This window comes from Shewanella sp. HL-SH4, from assembly GCF_051164845.1.
Taxonomy (GTDB): Bacteria; Pseudomonadota; Gammaproteobacteria; order Enterobacterales; family Shewanellaceae; genus Shewanella; species Shewanella glacialimarina.
The window spans coordinates 1,837,678-1,854,944 of the sequence record NZ_CP195037.1; the positions used below are offsets into that span (position 1 = coordinate 1,837,678).

Sequence of the window (17,267 nt, forward strand, 5' to 3'; positions counted from 1 at the left end):
TACAATCTCCCGCTCATTTACCTGACAATTCCTGTGAACTTATGCCTGATTTAGAATACCGCAAAGGCGTTATACTTGCTGTGTGCGCCTACGCTATGTGGGGAATTGCTCCGCTTTACTTCAAATTACTTATCCAAGTGTCTCCACTTGAAATCTTGATGCACCGAGTGATTTGGTCATTTGTATTTATGATCCTATTAATGCAATTTATCGGCGGATTTGGACGTTTACGCTTAGTGCTTAAACAACCTAAACAAGTTGCGGTATTAGTTTTCACCTCGATATTAATCGCCGCCAATTGGTTAATCTTTATTTGGGCCATTAATAATGACCGAATGCTAGATGCCAGTTTAGGTTACTTCATTAACCCATTATTTAATGTATTTTTAGCCATGTTATTTCTTGGGGAAAGATTACGTAAATTGCAGTGGGTTGCTGTGAGCCTAGCCTTCATTGGGGTGTTACTACAGTTAATTTCGTTTGGATCTATTCCACTTATATCGCTTGCATTAGCCGCCAGTTTTGGTTTCTATGGCTTACTGCGTAAAAAAGTCAATATCGATGCAAAAACCGGCTTATTAGTTGAAACAGCATTGCTGTTACCCATCGCTTTAGGTTACTTATTAGTGACGCTAGATTCATCTGCTACCAGTATGCTAGTTAACAACCTTAGTTTGAATCTCACCTTAATTGCAGCAGGTATTGTCACCACTATTCCATTACTTTGCTTTGCGGGAGCCGCGGTACGTATCCCATTTTCAATTCTAGGCTTCTTTCAATATATAGGCCCCAGTATTATGTTCATTTTGGCTATCAAGCTGTTTAATGAACCTTTTGATATGGAAAAAGGCCTAACGTTTGGATTCATTTGGTTAGCGCTTGTGGTATTTGTCGGTGACATGTTAGCACAACGTCAAAAACGCATTAATACAGCCAAGGTATAATTAACCTCATCAAGTCCCCACAAGCACTCATTTAATGGGTTAGTTGAGTATGGAGCAAAGCCAGTGCAGTATCTGGCTGCTCCACGCTAATCATGATCACATAATCTTTATCGATAATAGGCACTATTACCACTTTTTTTGTGCCATTTTCCGCAGCAACAACTGACAGTAAGGCCTTATTGCCATTTTGTAATTTAAACCAGCCTAAAGCGTAACCAGGCAATCCTAATCCATTGATACGCCATTTAGGCTGCAATTGGGTTTGAATCGCTAAATCAGCGATGTACGAAGCCTTCCAATCAATGTCACTCGCGGTAAAATCTTGGCTATATAACGGTAAATTAAGTGATACGCCCGTATCATCCCATTTTAGCTCACTGTTATATGACTGATATAAGGTTAATACAAATACCCCAAACACAGCCAATAAGATCCCCATAGAGGCATACTTAGCATTTTTAGGCATAGGTTTACGCAATACTATAACGGCAATAACAAGCAGTCCTGCTAACAAACCTATCAGGCTATATAGCGCTGACGGCCCTAAAGCACTAAGAGAAATAATGTCCATAAAGGTATTCCACTGGATAAAAAGATAATAATAAATTTAATCTGCCAGTAACGACATATTATGTCAATTTAATAAATGGCAGGCATAAAAAATGCCGGACAGACCGGCATATTTAACGAGACAACTAGGTTATTTGATTATAAATCTAGTGCCAATATTTTTGAGCGACGTTGATAGTTATACAACTGCTTTTTCTTACCGGGTAATGCTTCTACTTCTACAATGTTGAAGCCATGCTCTAAAAACCAGTGAATACTGCGCGTTGTTAAGGCAAATAGGCGTGAATAACCACGAACACGCGCTTGACCAATAATGTTGTTTAACAACACGCTGCCTCGGTCTGCATCTCGGTAGTCAGGATGAACAACTAAACAGGCAAACTCACCGGCATTGTCTTCTTCAAATGGATATAACGCGGCACAACCAATAACTAAGTTATCGCGTTCGATCAGCATAAATTGCTCGATTTCCATCTCTAACTGTTCACGTGAGCGACGCACTAAAATACCTTGCTCTTCTAATGGACGAATAAGATTCAATACTCCACCAATATCACCAATAGTTGCGCGGCGTAAGCGCTCTGCGCTTTCTGTGACAATTTGGGTACCAATCCCTTCGCGGGAGAACAGTTCTTGAAGTAAGGCACCATCATCTAAATAACTGACTAAATGACAACGTGGTACACCATTACGACAAGCATCAATACTGGCTTTAACAAACGCTGTAATGCCGGTACAAGCTGAACCATTTTGTTCCATTTTGGCTAAATGCTCTATGGCTTGATTTGGCATCAGTTCAGCAATCGCATTGCCATTTTCATCAGACAGGCCATTGGTTTCACTAAAACCAATAATTTTATCCGCTTTTAGTTTTACAGCAACCTGGGTTGCCACTTCTTCTGCGGTTAAATTAAAGCTTTCGCCCGTAACAGAAGCCGCTATTGGTCCCATTAAAATTATACAATTATTTTCTAACTGGCGCTTTAAGCCTTGAGTGTCGATACGGCGAACTTTGCCGCTTAAACAAAAATCAACACCATCGTCGACCCCTAAAGGCTGAGCAATCACAAAATTACCGCAGACTAAGTTGATTTGTGCATTTTGCATTGGCGTATTGCCAAGGCTCATGGATAAGCGCGCAGTAATATCAAACTGAACGGCTCCGGCAACTTGTTTGATTACCTTTAAGGTATCTTCATCTGTAATACGCACACCATTATGGTAAGCAGGCTCAATCCCCGCGGCCTGAAGGCCCGCATCTATTTGCGGCCTTGCACCATAAACAAGAACAATTTTAATCCCGAGAGAATGTAATAGCGCCACATCATTCAAAATGCCGCGAAAGTGATTATTCGCTAGCGCTTCCCCGCCTAACATGACCACAAACGTTTTACCGCGGTGGGCGTTAACATAAGGAGCAGAATGACGAAATCCATCAACCAGTTCTGTAGTTCTCACAGGCAAATTCACCTCATTAAATAATTAAGTTTCTGTATTGTGATGTAGGACACCCCTAAGACATCACATTTTATGCGATCCTATTGCATTTTAATTCACTAGAACAGCATTTATTATCACTTAGGGGAAAATAAAAATTCGTTAGCAAGTGTAAAAACTATAGGACGGCGATTTAGTTAAAGTCTTTAAGCCATTAGTATAGCTTACTTTATTGCAGACATAAAAAAAGCCCCAATAAAGGGGCTTTTTAAAAGAGGCATAAATCAATTACTTGATTTTAGCTTCTTTGTACATAACGTGCTGACGGATAACAGGATCAAATTTCATGATCTCCATTTTCTCAGGCATGTTACGCTTATTTTTTTCAGTAGTGTAGAAGTGACCAGTTTTAGCACTAGAGACTAATTTGATCTTCTCACGATTACCTTTAGATTTAGCCATTTTCTATTATACCTTTTCGCCACGAGCACGAAGTTCTTTAACAACAACTTCAATGCCTCTTTTGTCGATAATACGGATACCTTTAGTAGATACACGTAGTTGCACGAAGCGTTTTTCTTCTTCTAACCAAAAACGGTGGTTTTGTAGGTTAGGTAAAAAACGACGACGAGTCGAATTTTTAGCGTGCGAACGGTTGTTACCAACCATAGGCTTCTTGCCAGTTACTTGGCATACTCTTGACATGTCAATCTTCTCCAAAACAAATTTTTAACGCTCGAGCATTAATGTGCCTCGTATGGCCGTCGCCCGAGGCACAAAGAGGGCGCATTTTATACACGATTAGCTACATAAGATCAAGTAGTGATTAACACATCCATCCTCGCTCAGCGAAGGATACTATCTCTTTATCACCCACAACCATATGATCTAACAAAGAAACATCGATAGTTTCTAATGCAATTTTTATTCGCTCAGTTATTCGCCGATCAGCTTGGCTGGGCTCTGCAATGCCTGATGGATGGTTGTGGCATACTATTACAGCCGCGGCGTTTTTTTCCAACACTAAGCTCACCACCTCACGGGGGTAAACCGAGGCTGCATTAATAGTGCCGCGGAATAATTCTACAAATTGAATGACTCTATGTTGGTTATCCAACAATAGTAAGGCGAACACTTCATAGGATCGGTCTGCTAATTGTCTCATTAAATAGTCTCGAGTTAAATCAGGATTTGTCAAAATTTGGCCTTTTTGTAGATTTTCTCGTGCAATTCGCTTAGAAATCTCCGCCGCGGCCTGTAATTGAGCATATTTTACCGGTCCAATACCGGCAACTTTACACATTTGCTGCTTGGACGCTGAAAATAATTTACGCAAACCGCCAAATTGCGTAATTAATTGACGTGATAAATCCAGTGCATTTTGTCCCGCCAAACCATTACGTAATATTACTGCTAATAATTCAGCATCCGTTAATTGACCTGCACCATTGAGTAATAGCTTTTCACGCGGTCCTTCGCCTTGCGGCCAATCTTTAATCCCCATAAACAATCCTTGTTTTTAATCGAATAAAATCTGTTCAAATAATTTGTTGCCATCATAGTATGGTCGAATATTTTGATAATGGATCTTCACCCACTTTTGATTGCTTTGTGGTATCGTTAGCCGCATTACGATTTGAAGCGAATTTTTACCCATGCTGACAGATAAGAAAGTGTTATTAGGTATTGGCGGTGGCATTGCGGCATATAAAAGTGCCGACCTTATTCGCCGCTTAAAAGAGCGTGGCGCTGATGTGCGAGTTATCATGACTCAAAGCGCGATGGAGTTCATTACTCCTTTAACCATTCAGGCCTTATCAGGTCATCCCGTAGCGGCTGATTTACTTGACCCAGCTGCGGAAGCCGCTATGGGACATATTGAATTAGCGCGCTGGGCTGATGTTGTACTGCTTGCACCTAGCACAGCAAACTTACTTGCCCGCATTAATGCCGGTATAGCAAACGACCTACTGACAACCACATGCCTAGCAACTAGCGCACCGGTGATCATTTGCCCTGCAATGAATCAGCAAATGTATCAAAATATCGCCACACAAGAAAATATCGCTAATCTAGCTAGAAAAGGCTTTACCCTTTGGGGACCAGCATCTGGCAGCCAGGCCTGCGGTGAAGTCGGCCCAGGACGCATGCTTGAGCCATTAACCATAGCAGAGCAATTGGTTCAATTTTTTGCACCAAAGCTGCTCGCGGGTAAAAAATTGCTATTAACAGCAGGTCCCACCCGTGAAGCCATTGATCCTGTAAGATATATTTCCAACCATAGCTCGGGAAAAATGGGCTTTGCTTTAGCACAAGCAGCGACAGAAATGGGTGCTCAAGTCACACTTGTTAGTGGTCCAGTTAATTTGGCTACCCCAGCCAATGTCAGCCGTATCGATATAGAATCAGCGGAGCAAATGCTAGCAGCGGTTATGGCAAATATTAGCCAGCAAGATATTTTTATTGGTTGTGCCGCTGTGGCGGATTACCGAATTGCAGACATCGCAACTGAAAAAATGAAAAAGTCGGCAGATAAAATGCAACTGTCTATGGTGCAAAACCCAGATATACTCGCCAATGTTGCAGCGTTAGCCAATAAACCCTTTACCGTTGGATTTGCGGCAGAAACTAATAATATTGAACAATATGCCCGCGGTAAACTTGAGCGTAAAAAGTTAGATATGATTGCCGCTAATGATGTGTCTATTCAAGGCCTAGGCTTTAATGCCGATAATAATGCACTACAGGTATTTTGGCATGATGGGCAACACTCATTACCCGCAACAGATAAACTCTCGTTAGCGCGCCAACTGCTGACTTTAATCAATCAACAATTACCGACAACATGAAAACACCTATTGAACTAAAAATTTTAGATTCACGTATTGGTAGTGAGTTCCCACTGCCCGCCTATACCACACCTGGCAGCGCTGGTATGGACTTACGTGCGATGATAGACACCACGATGGAAATTGCCGCGGGTGAAACCGTATTAATTCCAACAGGTATAGCAATTCATGTTGCTGACCCAAGCCTTGCTGCAATCATATTGCCACGCTCGGGATTAGGTCATAAACACGGCATTGTATTAGGTAATTTAGTCGGTTTAATTGATTCTGATTACCAAGGTCCATTAATGGTGTCTTGTTGGAATCGAGGCTCGACATCTTTTACGATAGAAATCGGCGATCGTTTAGCACAACTGGTATTTGTACCTATAGTACAGGCGCAATTTACACTAGTAGATGAATTTAATCACTCGGATCGTGGTGAAGGTGGATTTGGTCATTCTGGCACCAAATAACCCAACTTGCAGTCACTGAGTCAAGGAACATAAGAATGGCGGAAAGCCCTAAAATCAATCGTCGTGAACACATTTTACAATGTTTAGCTCAAATGTTAGAAACCAGCCCAGGTCAACGCATAACCACAGCCAAACTCGCTGCCGAAGTCGGCGTGTCAGAAGCGGCACTTTATCGCCACTTCCCAAGTAAGGCACGCATGTTTGAAGGGTTAATTGAATTTATCGAAGATGCGCTTTTATCTCGCTTAAACATCATAATGGATGAAGAGAAAGACACTATGAAACGCTGCCAATTAGTATTGCACCTTTTATTGGTATTTTCTGAGCGTAATCCAGGTATTTCACGCGTGCTAAATGGAGATGCATTACTGGGCGAGAACGAGCGTCTACGCAGCAGAATAAGTGTGCTATTTTCTAAAATAGAAACTCAAATTAAACAAATTCTGCGTGAAAAAACAGTCCGTGAAGGCCGTGGATTTAATTTAGATGAAGCCGTTTTAGCCAATCTGCTACTAGCCTTTGCTGAAGGACGAATTTCGCAATTTGTTCGCAGTGAGTTTAAGCAAAAACCAACACTGCACTTTGACGAACAATGGACGTTCATTCAGCAACAGCTATTAAGAAGTTAATTAGCGAACAACGCTAAATTATTAAGTCATATGTGTTAAAATTTATTGTACCGTTTGTAAAGGTATTATTTAAAACTCTTTCTTTAAAATAAAAATTTGTATAACAATTATTACAAGGATGTATATGAACCGCGCTGTCTTTCTATTTTTATGCTTTTTATCGTTTTCACCCTCTTACTCCCATGCTGCATCATTATCTACATCTGAAATATTTAGTATGAGCGCTGAATATTCCAATGTTAAAATTTCCCCACAAGGGGACTATATTAGTGCTTTGACTACGCATGATGGAAAAAAGACCCTCTTAATACTTCAAGCTGATACTAAAAAGTTAACTAACGCCATTAGCTTTCCTGGTAACGCTGAAGTTGGTAATTATGAATGGGTTAATAATGAACGCATTGTTTTACAAAAAATGTATCTGAAAGGATGGTCTGAGCAACCTATTTATTACGGTGAATTGATGTCCGTAAATGCCGATGGAACCAATGTAAAGTATCTATTCGGATATAACAGTGGCGAAGAACAAATCGGCAGTAATATCAAAAAAAACACCGCAATTAGGGCAACAGCTTATATTCTAGATCCGCTTCCTAATGACAGTAAATATATGCTAGTAAATGCTATTTCATGGGATACGGGAAGTAGTTTGGACTACAGCAAACAACAACATGTTTATCGCGTTGATGTAAAAACAGGTAAAAGAAAAAGACTCATGACCTCACCGATTGGTTACACCCAATTCTTAACCAACAATGAAGGTGAAGTTAAATTTGCATCTGGGGTAGATAATAACAACAAATTAAAACTATTTTACCGAGAGAATAGCGAGTGGGTTGACACTGTAAACCTCCAGTTAGGATTGGACGATTTTACACCAATCTCTTTTGCTGACAAACCCAATACAATTTTTGCTGCCGGTCGTGTTAAAGGTGAAACATTAGGAGTATATAAAGTTGATTTATCATTGGGTAAGAAAGAGAAAATAATTCAAGATATAAATGTCGATCCTAGTGATTACTGGATTAATAAAAATAGTAAACAATTATATGCTGTCGAATTTAGTGATGGATACCCTGCATATGACTTTGTAAATACTGAAGACTCCCATAGCAAGTTGTTAGAACAACTTTTAGCATCACTACCAGGGCATCAGATTCATATCGTCAGTGAAACATCAAATGCTAATAAGTTTATTATAAAAGCATTTAATGATAGAAATCCTGGTGATTATTATTTATTCAATGTGGATAAAATGAAACTTGAATATCTTGTTTCACAGAAAAGTTGGCTTGACCCTGAGAAAATGGCTGAAGTTAAACCTATTAGTTTTACAAGCCGCGATGGGTTAACCATTCAAGGCTATTTAACTTTGCCAATTGATAAAAAAGCAAAAAATTTACCATTGATCGTCAATCCACATGGTGGGCCACATGGAACACGTGATTGGTGGGGCTTTGATGCCCAGAACCAGTTGCTCGCACAAGAAGGCTTTGCTGTATTGCAAGTCAACTTTAGAGGTTCAGGTGGCTATGGGCGTAAGTTTGAAGAGGCTGGTTATTTAAAATGGGGCAATGAAGTACAATTTGATATTATTGACGGCACGCAATATATTATTGATCAAGGTATTGCAAATAAAGAGAAAATTTGTATTGTCGGCGGCAGTTTTGGAGGTTATAGCGCGTTACAAAGCTCAATTGTAGCGCCTGATTTATTTAAATGTGCGATTGGTTTTTCAGGTTTATATGATCTCCCCCTTTGGAAAGAAGATAGTGATGTATCAAACTCTAAATCAGGCAAAGCTTACCAACACCAAGTTTTAGGTAAAGATATTGCTGCACTGCAATTAATGTCTCCTTCATATAATGTTAATAAATTAAAAGCAAAGTTACTGTTAGTGCACGGAGCAGATGACGAACGTACGCCTTTAACTCAGCTTGAATCACTTGAGAAAAGCTTAAGTGACATAAATTATCCTTATGAAAAACTAGTCATGGATGATGAAGGCCATGGCTTTTATAACGATAAACATCGCGCTAAATATTACAAGGAAATGCTTAAGTTCCTAAAAGATAACTTAGATATTTAGCCTCTTTTTCAAAAAAGTTTCTCATCAAAAGCCGATACCTGACTAAAAGGGTCGGCTTTTTTATGCCAGCAATATTAATTTAGTCCAAACCACGTTATCATCCCTATCCAGCTGCAGTGAGCAGCACCCTCAGTTTTAACGTACACTTTAGTGGTACTTGTTGTAGGAGAATATGATGGCACTGTCTGAAGCCGCCAAGAAAGTTCAAGCCGCATTAGCTGATAGAGGGCTTGAAACCCCTATGCTGCCGCAAACCTCTACACCTGAAGAACGTAAGGTTAAAATTGAGCATCACATGCGTGAAATTCTAACCTTGATGTCATTAGATTTAACGGATGACAGCCTGGCCGATACGCCACGTCGAATTGCAAAAATGTATGTCGATGAGATTTTTTCAGGCCTTGATTACGAGAATTTCCCCAAAATCACCGTCATTGAAAACAAAATGGGCGTTGATGAAATGGTGCGGGTGCAAGACATCAGTTTAACTAGCACCTGTGAGCACCACTTAGTCACCATAGATGGCTTTGCTACAGTTGCTTACTTACCACGCACCAAGATTATCGGCTTGTCAAAAATTAATCGTATAGTGCGATTTTTTTCTCAGCGACCACAGGTACAAGAGCGTTTAACCCAACAAGTGTTAGTGGCATTACAAACCTTGCTTGAAACCAAAGATGTTGCGGTAAAAGTCGATGCGGTGCATTACTGCGTTAAATCCCGTGGTGTAATGGACTCAACCAGCTCCACCACCACCACTGCATTAGGGGGTATTTTCAAATCAAATCCGGCTACCCGTGCTGAGTTTTTACATCAAGTGAAATAGCCACAACAATTACCGATTGTGATACATATTCCAATAAAAAAGCTGCAGCAATATGACTATTGCGCAGCTTTTTTATGCTCAAACTGAAACTAACTCGTCAGTACCAATTAAATCCCGTACTGCTGACGATAGGCTCTCACCGAAGCTAGCTCGGTTTCCATGCCCGACTTTTCAGACAAATAACTGATTAAATCGGCTAATTTAATAATCGATACAATCTGACAACCAAAATCGCGTTCAACTTCTTGAATCGCCGACAGCTCGCCCTTACCTTTTTCTTGACGATCTAGTGCAATCAACACACCAGCAAGTTGGGCATTGTGGGCATTAATAATTTCCATCGACTCACGAATAGCGGTGCCAGCGGTGATCACATCATCAACCAGCATCACCTTACCTCTAAGCTCACTGCCAACTAGGCTGCCACCTTCACCGTGAGTTTTTGCTTCTTTACGGTTAAAACAATAAGGAATATCCACATCATGATGATCACAAAGGGCGACAGCTGTAGTTGTCGCAATAGGAATGCCTTTATAAGCCGGGCCAAACAACAAATCAAATTCAATAGCAGAATCAATTAATGCAGCGGCGTAAAAACGTCCCAAACGGGCTAAATCCTTGCCTGTATTAAACAATCCAGCATTGAAAAAGTACGGGCTAGTACGGCCAGATTTTAAGGTGAACTCACCAAAGCGTAATACTTGGCGTTCTAAGGCAAATTCAATAAACTCACGTTGATAAGCTTTCACTTTCATTCCTCTACAATCAAATTTTAGATTAAAAAAAGGACCACCAAAGGTCCTAATTTTTCAACAGCATATTAACTTAATGCCGCTTTCTGTACATCGACAATTTCACGAATACTGTTTTTAGCTAAGCCAAGCAATTCTAGTAACTCTTCGTGGCTAAATGGCTCACCTTCTGCAGTACCTTGAATTTCAATAATTTTGCCCGTTTCAGTCATCACAACATTCATGTCGGTTTCAGCAGCACTGTCTTCAATGTATTCTAAATCACTGATCGCTTCGCCTTTATAAATACCGACACTTACTGCTGCAATTAAAAACTTAAGCGGGTTAGCTTTAATAATGCCTTTACCACGCGCCCAGTTAAGCGCATCAACCAATGCCACACAGGCACCAGTAATAGCAGCAGTACGCGTGCCGCCATCAGCTTGAATCACATCACAATCGATAACGAGAGTATTTTCGCCTAACAGCTTCATATCAACTGCAGCACGTAATGAGCGACCGATTAAGCGTTGAATTTCTTGTGTACGACCAGACTGCTTACCACGAGCCGCTTCACGGTCCATACGGCTATGGGTCGAACGCGGTAACATACCGTATTCAGCCGTTACCCAACCTTGTCCTTGGCCTTTCAAAAAGCGCGGTACACCTTCAGTAAAGCTAGCGGTACAAAGTACTTTAGTATCACCAAACTCAACCAATACCGAACCTTCCGCATGGGCAGTAAAGTTACGGGTAATAGTAATAGGGCGAGTTTGAGCGGGTGTACGATTGCTTGGGCGCATGAAAAGTCCTGTAGTCGAATTCGTATTTAATTTGGGACAATATTATAGTCGCATAAGCTTACATATGCCATGTAAAGGCGACATTGTGTGAACGAATCCTTTAACCCCATGTGATAAAACCGCTATAATCGAAAATCAATTTGGTTAATATCATATAGGACACTTCATGATCCAAAGCATGACAGCTTACGCTCGTATCGAGCATAAAGCAGACTGGGGCACAGCCTCATGGGAAATTCGTTCAGTCAATCAGCGTTATTTAGAAACCTACCTACGCTTGCCAGAACAATTCCGTAGCTTTGAGCCCGTGCTACGTGATCGCCTGCGTAAACGTTTAAATCGCGGTAAAGTGGAAGTAAACCTACGTTATGAACTAGCCGACAATAGCACAAACGAATTGCAGTTAAATCAAGATTTAGCCAAACAATTACTTAATGCAGCCAATTGGCTAAAACAAGAAGCCGGACAAGGCGAACTAAGCCTTACCGACGTGCTACGCTGGCCTGGCGTGTTAGCTTCAGCAGAACAAGATATGGACAGCATAGGCAGCGAACTGATGACCGCCTTTGACAGCGCCATCGACCAATTCATTGAAGCCCGCGGCCGTGAAGGTTCAGCGATAAAAGATATGCTACTAAGTCGTTTAGATGGCGTGACCGAGCAAATCAAAGTGGTCCGCGACCACATGCCTACTGTTATGCTGTATCAGCGTGAAAAACTGACTAATCGCTTAGCCGAAATTCAAGGTGAATTAGACCCGGCACGAATTGAGCAAGAAATGGTATTACTGGCTCAGAAGCAAGATGTGGCTGAAGAGATGGATCGCCTTGAAGCGCATGTTACCGAAGCCCGCAGAATTCTTAAAAAAGGTGGCAGCGAAGGCCGTCGTTTAGACTTTATGATGCAAGAGTTTAACCGCGAATCAAATACTTTAGCCTCAAAATCAATTAGCGCAGAAATCACTTCTGCAGCAGTAGATCTTAAAGTTTTGATAGAGCAAATGCGGGAGCAGATCCAAAACGTTGAATAGACTTTAAACCCCTTACTACAGCTCACTAAACCCTGTTATAACATCTGTTATAACAGGGTTTTTTATTTTTAAGTTGTTTTTACTTGTTTCATATTGTTTGCTATTGTTTCATAAAAAGTGGGACTAAAATGGTGACTAAACTGATTAGTCCCACTTTTATATCAGATTAGTCACCAATTTGGACTTAAGCGAATGAATGATAAACAGATAAAGGCCTTTATAAAAACTAAAGAGCTTGGACGCAGAGCCGCAGGAGGTGGCCTGTACATTAGAGTGCAGACGGAAGGCACCGCATATTGGGAAGTAAGATACAGCGTTAATGGCAAAAGGCGCTCAATGATGATTGAAGGTGGCACCTACCCTGCCATGCCTTTGGTAGAGGCAAAGGCTGAAGCCGCAAAAGTAAAGCTATTAGCTAAGCAAAGTATAGACTCTCTGGCTGAAAGGGAACGTCAGCAGCAAGAAACCATCATCACTGTTAATGACCTTTTTGCCGATTGGTATCAAACCACAGCCTCACGCTTAAAGCATGACGAAATACCACTGCGAATGTATACGAAAGAAATTAAGCCCACCATAGGCCAACTTAGAGTTGCTGATGTCAATGCTCGCGACATTCGGGCCATCATTCATAAAGTGGCCACCAGCAACCGCCCTACAGTTTCCAATAAAACACTTTTATGCTGTAAACAGCTTTTTAATCATGCCTGTAAGTTAGACCTTATCACAGGTAACCCTGCGGCAGCTTTCAAACCTAATGATGCTGGTGGAGTTGAGAAAAGCCGTGTTCGAGCACTTAAAATGGCTGAGGTGGTTAGCCTATTTAATGTATTGCGAAACAACAGCCATATTTTCACCAGAGACAATTATTTAGCGATTGCATTATTACTTTCATTGGGTGTTAGAAAAGGGGAGTTGATAGCCGCTAAGTGGCAAGAGTTTGAGTTTGATAAACAGCTTTGGCACATGCCAAAAGACCGAAGTAAAACAGGGGTAGCAATTACCATCCCCCTACCAACAGCAACTATCAACTGGCTTAAGGAACTTCATGTTAGAGCTGGTGGATCTGAATTCGTTTTCCCATCACGTCGCGCAAGTAAGCGCAGAGGTTACATATCTAGCGACACCTTAAACCATGCCCTAGCAAAAGTGTTTGGTAAAAAAGTGGATAGCAATAAGGAACCCTATGACAACTTATTAGGTCAAGCTGGAATCGAGCACTTCACGATCCATGATTTACGTAGAACATGTCGGACACTACTTGCCAGCATAAATGTACTGCCTCATGTAGCTGAACGCTGTCTCAATCACAAATTGAAGGGTATTGAAGGAACATACAACCAACATGATTATTTGGATGAGCGAAGTGAGGCCTTGGGGAAATTATCTGATTTAATCGCCCCTGTCATCAATGACTCTCATAACACCATAACCCCTTTTATTAAGCGTGCTTAAACCAGTAAGCTTTCACTTAAAGAGCTCCTAATATGTCAAAAAAGCTTCAGAATAAAATAACAAAAAATTTCGACAAAGCCTTTAGTTTTGAACACTTCACTAGCCAAAGTGAACTAAATGCTGAACCTGTAGGGCGCGATTTCCTTAACCAATTTGTTAGTGAACTCCTACGGTTAAATAGCCTTTCCATCCCATTGGCCAAACATCACATTGAAAGCATCAACGGAGTACCAACTCCTGTAGAGTACCCAACTTATTTTCTACAACTAAAACAGCAGTTCCAATACGTTCAATACCTAACTGATAAGTTGGAACATTTGCAAAATAAGCTGATTGACTATCCAGAAAAAAATGAAGTTCTGGTCGATGACGTTAAATCACTGAATCATTGCCATGAAAAAGTAGCTCAAGCTAAATTTACTCTAGGTATGCTAGTGGGAGCCCATAATCAAGAAATGAATAACGCCTATTTTAATGAGGCTGGCATAACAAAAATGCAGGCCGAACAGCTCAAGGCATTTAATAAATATGATAATACATATGCCAAGGCACTCGAATTAACACAAAAGGTGCTTTCACACTTCTATAGCATTGAAAGCAACCATCCTTTTAAACCTGGTTTAGTAATCGACTACATTGAAATGCTCTGCAATGAAAACAATGTTGATTACCCAAAAGACAGAAAATCTGAAATATTTAAAGATTTAATAAATGCATATCTTAAAGCAATCACCCCTCACCCCAATTGGAAAGGAGCAACAAAAGACGAACATAAACAAATAGATAAAAAGGCTTTTATGAAAGAGTACAAGCCATTCATTAAACTTGTGCTCAAAAGATAAGTAGTAGGTTTCACAGAGACCTATCTATTAATCTTACTCAAAACAGCAAAGTAACTCCTGAAATATTCAGAAACAACCTTAAACAGGAGTTACTATGGAAACAACAACCCCAACATCATCAGACCGTTTAATTCGAGAAGGTGAGCGCAAAATCATCACTTCTATCTCACGATGTACAGCTTGGAGATTAGAGCGTTTGGGGCTTTTCCCAAAACGCCGCAAACTTTACCCTCACAGTCATGCAGTTGTCTGGTTACAGTCAGAGATCAATGAGTGGGTCGCTTCCCGTCAGCCTGTAAATCTAGGGTAGCAAACGATATGACTCAAAAGCACATTGATCATCTCGAAATGTATATTGATGAAAATCGATTAATTAAAAGACCTAAAGTTTTACAGCTACTGAACATCAGCAAGTCCACCTTAAGAAGGCGAATCAAAGCTGGACACTTTCCGCCACCAATTGATGAAGGGGACTATCATCCTAGTTGGCGTTTCAAAGATGTGCAGGAATGGTTATCCAATAAGTGAATGAATGAAAGCAGGTCTAGGCCTGCTTTTTTACAACACCACATGACACACTTTGAACCAATACCCACACAGTCAACGACAATCAGAAAAGCCTAGCAACACAGTGTGAATACATATTTCAGACTAAAACAGGCAGTGAGTTACGCCGGATATTAAATAATATACCGCCACCTGACTAAACGAATGTCAACTAACCAGAATAATAACTATGACTAAAGATACTAATAAACCCAAAGCTAAATCCCCTAAAAAGACATTTTGTATAAATAAACATAACTCGAGATTATTTGCTTACAAAGACCACGCTTATCATGTCTATAAACCTAAGCTGAAGTCCTTAAGCAAACCCTTAGTCAATACCATTATCTCTGATTACGAAATAATGCTTAGTCATTACAGTCGAGTATTCGTTGCCAGAATTGAACTGCACCCGAATGCTTACTCGGCAGACAATAAAGTTATTGGACAGTTCTTAAAACAACTAACAACATTTCTATCTAGCGAATACCGAAGCAAGATTATTTATCATTGTGCCAGAGAACAAGATACAGCGGAGCAAGAGCACTACCATCTTGCACTAATGATTAGCGCTCATAAAGTTAACCACTCCGACAGAATACTATCGCTAGTTAAAGCTATGTGGGAAATGCATGCTAATGGCAGCGTATCATTTGTCGATAATCCTTTTTGTATAGTGCATAGAGGTAATAAGGCCTCGCTCAAACATGCTATTTACCGATCAAGCTATTTGGCTAAAGAACACACCAAAGAACTCAATGGTAAAGCTAAAGGTTTCTTAAGTAATAAGCTTCTAGCAGCAAAGAACTTTGACCCTACGAATGATCTCATGCTGGTGGACCCATACATCACATTGGATAGGAATAGACGAAAGCAGGCAATTGAGGTTACTCAAGCAATAGAATCAGAGCCGAGAAGTAAGATTAGTAAGTCATCAAAATATGGTTGGTTTATTAGCTTTTCCCACAAGCAGCAACTTAAGGAATGTATTGCCTCAAGAACCACCAGTTTAAAGCATTTGATAGCTCCCCTGCCCGCAACTCAGAACAGGCAAGTTTATAGGTACAAGAATGCATTGTTCAATGAACAGTCCGAAGAAGTGATCACTATTAAATTTAATAGTGATCACTCAAGTAGCACCCCATGAACCGAAAAGTGATCACTATTATCTTACGCACTTGGATCGTCAATAATTAAGGCATTCAGCAAACGTAAACAGTATGAAACAACTATCACAGGGGGATTGCAATAATGTGAGTGTTCAACACTCATACATATTTTCAAAATGCAAAACAAAGCCCATGAACCGAAGAAATAACAAAAGGTGATCACTTCAGTGATCAATATAGACTGGAGTAATAATGGCTAAATTTAACTTAGAAAGCCTTGCTAAATGTGGCGCAAAAACAAGAAGTGGAGAACCGTGTAAACGTTATGGTAATAACATCAATGGCCGCTGTAAGCTTCATGGTGGTCGTTCAACTGGTGCGAAAACAAAAGAAGGTAAGTTAGCCGTTAGAGTTAATGCCCTACTAAATCATTTTATGTGGTTTTGTGATAATCACTTTTACATGAAAATCAGTAAATCCGACATGGAAAAAGCAATCAAGGCCTATCTATACCTAGTAGACCTAACCAACTTGAAATCTAACGAAATACAAAACCAAGTTGTCGACATTATCAGTGAATATCGTGTTGAGCTAGAAACAGCCAAATACTACATAGAAAAATATGAGGGGCCGGAAGCCTTCGTTATTATCCAATCTGCTTTAGACCACTATTATAAAGATAACGCTAATGAACACTTACAGTTCCATGTATACACGCCAATATACCCCACCCCTTTTTATCACCGATCCCATGGTTCAAAAGCCGAAGATGATCTGTTTATAAAAATACTGGTTAAAACAATAAGCAAAAAAGGATGCTACTTCTCTGCTCGGGTCCACCCAAACCCTATACCGAAAGAAATAAAGAAACGCATTAAAGAATTAAAGACTATTGCAGTAAAATAGCGACTTCAGCTCGAAGTAGTTTAAAATCCTGAAATAAGGAAATGTA

The 17,267-nt window shown here is 40.3% G+C and carries 20 protein-coding genes; 13 read left to right on the forward strand and 7 right to left on the reverse strand.

Translation table 11 applies throughout. From position 1 onward, the window contains the following. The first annotated feature begins 41 nt into the window (after positions 1-41). Positions 42-944, forward strand: coding sequence for an EamA family transporter RarD (gene rarD, locus ACRWQL_RS08975; protein ID WP_434927890.1), 903 nt, complete (start codon positions 42-44; stop codon positions 942-944). Positions 945-975: 31 nt separating this feature from the next. Here the strand turns inward: rarD and ACRWQL_RS08980 are convergent, their stop codons facing one another. From ACRWQL_RS08980 to radC, 5 genes are all read right to left on the reverse strand, one after another. Beyond that, positions 976-1,515 carry a PH domain-containing protein gene (locus ACRWQL_RS08980; RefSeq protein WP_434953156.1) on the reverse strand — a complete coding sequence of 180 codons (540 nt, stop codon included), beginning with the start codon at positions 1,513-1,515 and terminating at the stop codon, positions 976-978. Between the two features lie 137 nt (positions 1,516-1,652). Further along, on the reverse strand, positions 1,653-2,972 hold the full coding sequence (gene argA, locus ACRWQL_RS08985; RefSeq protein ID WP_434927887.1) for an amino-acid N-acetyltransferase: 1,320 nt from the start codon (positions 2,970-2,972) through the stop codon (positions 1,653-1,655). Positions 2,973-3,239: 267 nt separating this feature from the next. Beyond that, entirely contained in the window at positions 3,240-3,413 is a 174-nt protein-coding gene (gene rpmG / locus ACRWQL_RS08990) for a 50S ribosomal protein L33 (RefSeq protein WP_226411801.1), read from the reverse strand. Between the two features lie 6 nt (positions 3,414-3,419). Continuing rightward, complete coding sequence (rpmB, locus tag ACRWQL_RS08995; RefSeq protein WP_235086910.1) at positions 3,420-3,656, reverse strand: 50S ribosomal protein L28; 237 nt, start codon at positions 3,654-3,656, stop codon at positions 3,420-3,422. Positions 3,657-3,777: 121 nt separating this feature from the next. Next, positions 3,778-4,455, reverse strand: a complete 678-nt coding sequence (radC, locus tag ACRWQL_RS09000) for a RadC family protein (protein ID WP_434953157.1) — start codon at positions 4,453-4,455, stop codon at positions 3,778-3,780. 151 nt (positions 4,456-4,606) lie between these two features. Here radC and coaBC point away from each other — a divergent pair, with 151 nt between their 5' ends. The 5 genes from coaBC (at position 4,607) to folE (ending at position 9,799) form a co-directional block, all read left to right on the forward strand. Further along, positions 4,607-5,800: a bifunctional phosphopantothenoylcysteine decarboxylase/phosphopantothenate--cysteine ligase CoaBC gene (gene coaBC, locus ACRWQL_RS09005; protein ID WP_434953158.1), complete on the forward strand. Its 1,194-nt coding sequence runs from the start codon at positions 4,607-4,609 to the stop codon at positions 5,798-5,800. After that, entirely contained in the window at positions 5,797-6,255 is a 459-nt protein-coding gene (dut, locus tag ACRWQL_RS09010; RefSeq protein WP_434953159.1) for a dUTP diphosphatase, read from the forward strand. The genes coaBC and dut overlap by 4 nt, the downstream gene beginning before the upstream one ends. A gap of 35 nt (positions 6,256-6,290) precedes the next feature. Next, complete coding sequence (slmA, locus tag ACRWQL_RS09015; RefSeq protein WP_434953161.1) at positions 6,291-6,884, forward strand: nucleoid occlusion factor SlmA; 594 nt, start codon at positions 6,291-6,293, stop codon at positions 6,882-6,884. A gap of 124 nt (positions 6,885-7,008) precedes the next feature. Next, positions 7,009-8,973 (forward strand): alpha/beta hydrolase family protein, encoded by a 1,965-nt coding sequence (locus ACRWQL_RS09020; protein ID WP_434953163.1) that lies wholly within the window; start codon positions 7,009-7,011, stop codon positions 8,971-8,973. Between the two features lie 175 nt (positions 8,974-9,148). Beyond that, positions 9,149-9,799 carry a GTP cyclohydrolase I FolE gene (gene folE / locus ACRWQL_RS09025; protein ID WP_434953356.1) on the forward strand — a complete coding sequence of 217 codons (651 nt, stop codon included), beginning with the start codon at positions 9,149-9,151 and terminating at the stop codon, positions 9,797-9,799. 107 nt (positions 9,800-9,906) lie between these two features. Here folE and pyrE read toward each other — a convergent pair whose 3' ends face one another. Further along, a complete protein-coding gene (gene pyrE, locus ACRWQL_RS09030; RefSeq protein ID WP_434953164.1) occupies positions 9,907-10,548 on the reverse strand; it encodes an orotate phosphoribosyltransferase in 642 nt (213 codons plus the stop codon). Between the two features lie 71 nt (positions 10,549-10,619). After that, entirely contained in the window at positions 10,620-11,333 is a 714-nt protein-coding gene (gene rph, locus ACRWQL_RS09035; protein ID WP_226411819.1) for a ribonuclease PH, read from the reverse strand. A 166-nt stretch (positions 11,334-11,499) separates the two neighbouring features. Between rph and ACRWQL_RS09040 the strand changes: the two genes are divergently transcribed. The 7 genes from ACRWQL_RS09040 (at position 11,500) to ACRWQL_RS09070 (ending at position 17,221) form a co-directional block, all read left to right on the forward strand. Continuing rightward, positions 11,500-12,363, forward strand: coding sequence for a YicC/YloC family endoribonuclease (locus ACRWQL_RS09040; RefSeq protein WP_434953166.1), 864 nt, complete (start codon positions 11,500-11,502; stop codon positions 12,361-12,363). 192 nt (positions 12,364-12,555) lie between these two features. Then, positions 12,556-13,818 (forward strand): tyrosine-type recombinase/integrase, encoded by a 1,263-nt coding sequence (locus ACRWQL_RS09045; protein WP_434953168.1) that lies wholly within the window; start codon positions 12,556-12,558, stop codon positions 13,816-13,818. A 32-nt stretch (positions 13,819-13,850) separates the two neighbouring features. Then, the gene (locus ACRWQL_RS09050) at positions 13,851-14,660 is read left to right on the forward strand and encodes a hypothetical protein (RefSeq protein WP_434953169.1); all 810 of its coding nucleotides are present in this window, start codon (positions 13,851-13,853) and stop codon (positions 14,658-14,660) included. Between the two features lie 94 nt (positions 14,661-14,754). Further along, entirely contained in the window at positions 14,755-14,970 is a 216-nt protein-coding gene (locus ACRWQL_RS09055) for a helix-turn-helix transcriptional regulator (protein ID WP_434953171.1), read from the forward strand. A gap of 8 nt (positions 14,971-14,978) precedes the next feature. Next, the gene (locus ACRWQL_RS09060) at positions 14,979-15,188 is read left to right on the forward strand and encodes a helix-turn-helix transcriptional regulator (RefSeq protein WP_434953172.1); all 210 of its coding nucleotides are present in this window, start codon (positions 14,979-14,981) and stop codon (positions 15,186-15,188) included. Between the two features lie 208 nt (positions 15,189-15,396). Next, a complete protein-coding gene (locus tag ACRWQL_RS09065; protein ID WP_434953174.1) occupies positions 15,397-16,353 on the forward strand; it encodes a YagK/YfjJ domain-containing protein in 957 nt (318 codons plus the stop codon). A gap of 214 nt (positions 16,354-16,567) precedes the next feature. Continuing rightward, positions 16,568-17,221 (forward strand): HGGxSTG domain-containing protein, encoded by a 654-nt coding sequence (locus ACRWQL_RS09070; protein WP_434953175.1) that lies wholly within the window; start codon positions 16,568-16,570, stop codon positions 17,219-17,221. Positions 17,222-17,267 lie beyond the last annotated feature (46 nt).

Bases quoted from the DNA above. Each gene is read 5' to 3' on its own strand.
- coaBC (WP_434953158.1), top strand. From the start codon at position 4,607: ATGCTGACAGATAAGAAAGTGTTATTAGGTATTGGCGGTGGCATTGCG.
- ACRWQL_RS09045 (WP_434953168.1), top strand. From the start codon at position 12,556: ATGAATGATAAACAGATAAAGGCCTTTATAAAAACTAAAGAGCTTGGA.
- slmA (WP_434953161.1), top strand. From the start codon at position 6,291: ATGGCGGAAAGCCCTAAAATCAATCGTCGTGAACACATTTTACAATGT.
- ACRWQL_RS09020 (WP_434953163.1), top strand. From the start codon at position 7,009: ATGAACCGCGCTGTCTTTCTATTTTTATGCTTTTTATCGTTTTCACCC.
- rph (WP_226411819.1), bottom strand. From the start codon at position 11,333: ATGCGCCCAAGCAATCGTACACCCGCTCAAACTCGCCCTATTACTATT.
- rarD (WP_434927890.1), top strand. From the start codon at position 42: ATGCCTGATTTAGAATACCGCAAAGGCGTTATACTTGCTGTGTGCGCC.
- ACRWQL_RS09050 (WP_434953169.1), top strand. From the start codon at position 13,851: ATGTCAAAAAAGCTTCAGAATAAAATAACAAAAAATTTCGACAAAGCC.
- ACRWQL_RS09070 (WP_434953175.1), top strand. From the start codon at position 16,568: ATGGCTAAATTTAACTTAGAAAGCCTTGCTAAATGTGGCGCAAAAACA.
- radC (WP_434953157.1), bottom strand. From the start codon at position 4,455: ATGGGGATTAAAGATTGGCCGCAAGGCGAAGGACCGCGTGAAAAGCTA.
- ACRWQL_RS08980 (WP_434953156.1), bottom strand. From the start codon at position 1,515: ATGGACATTATTTCTCTTAGTGCTTTAGGGCCGTCAGCGCTATATAGC.
- rpmB (WP_235086910.1), bottom strand. From the start codon at position 3,656: ATGTCAAGAGTATGCCAAGTAACTGGCAAGAAGCCTATGGTTGGTAAC.
- ACRWQL_RS09060 (WP_434953172.1), top strand. From the start codon at position 14,979: ATGACTCAAAAGCACATTGATCATCTCGAAATGTATATTGATGAAAAT.
- rpmG (WP_226411801.1), bottom strand. From the start codon at position 3,413: ATGGCTAAATCTAAAGGTAATCGTGAGAAGATCAAATTAGTCTCTAGT.
- folE (WP_434953356.1), top strand. From the start codon at position 9,149: ATGGCACTGTCTGAAGCCGCCAAGAAAGTTCAAGCCGCATTAGCTGAT.
- ACRWQL_RS09040 (WP_434953166.1), top strand. From the start codon at position 11,500: ATGATCCAAAGCATGACAGCTTACGCTCGTATCGAGCATAAAGCAGAC.
- dut (WP_434953159.1), top strand. From the start codon at position 5,797: ATGAAAACACCTATTGAACTAAAAATTTTAGATTCACGTATTGGTAGT.
- ACRWQL_RS09055 (WP_434953171.1), top strand. From the start codon at position 14,755: ATGGAAACAACAACCCCAACATCATCAGACCGTTTAATTCGAGAAGGT.
- ACRWQL_RS09065 (WP_434953174.1), top strand. From the start codon at position 15,397: ATGACTAAAGATACTAATAAACCCAAAGCTAAATCCCCTAAAAAGACA.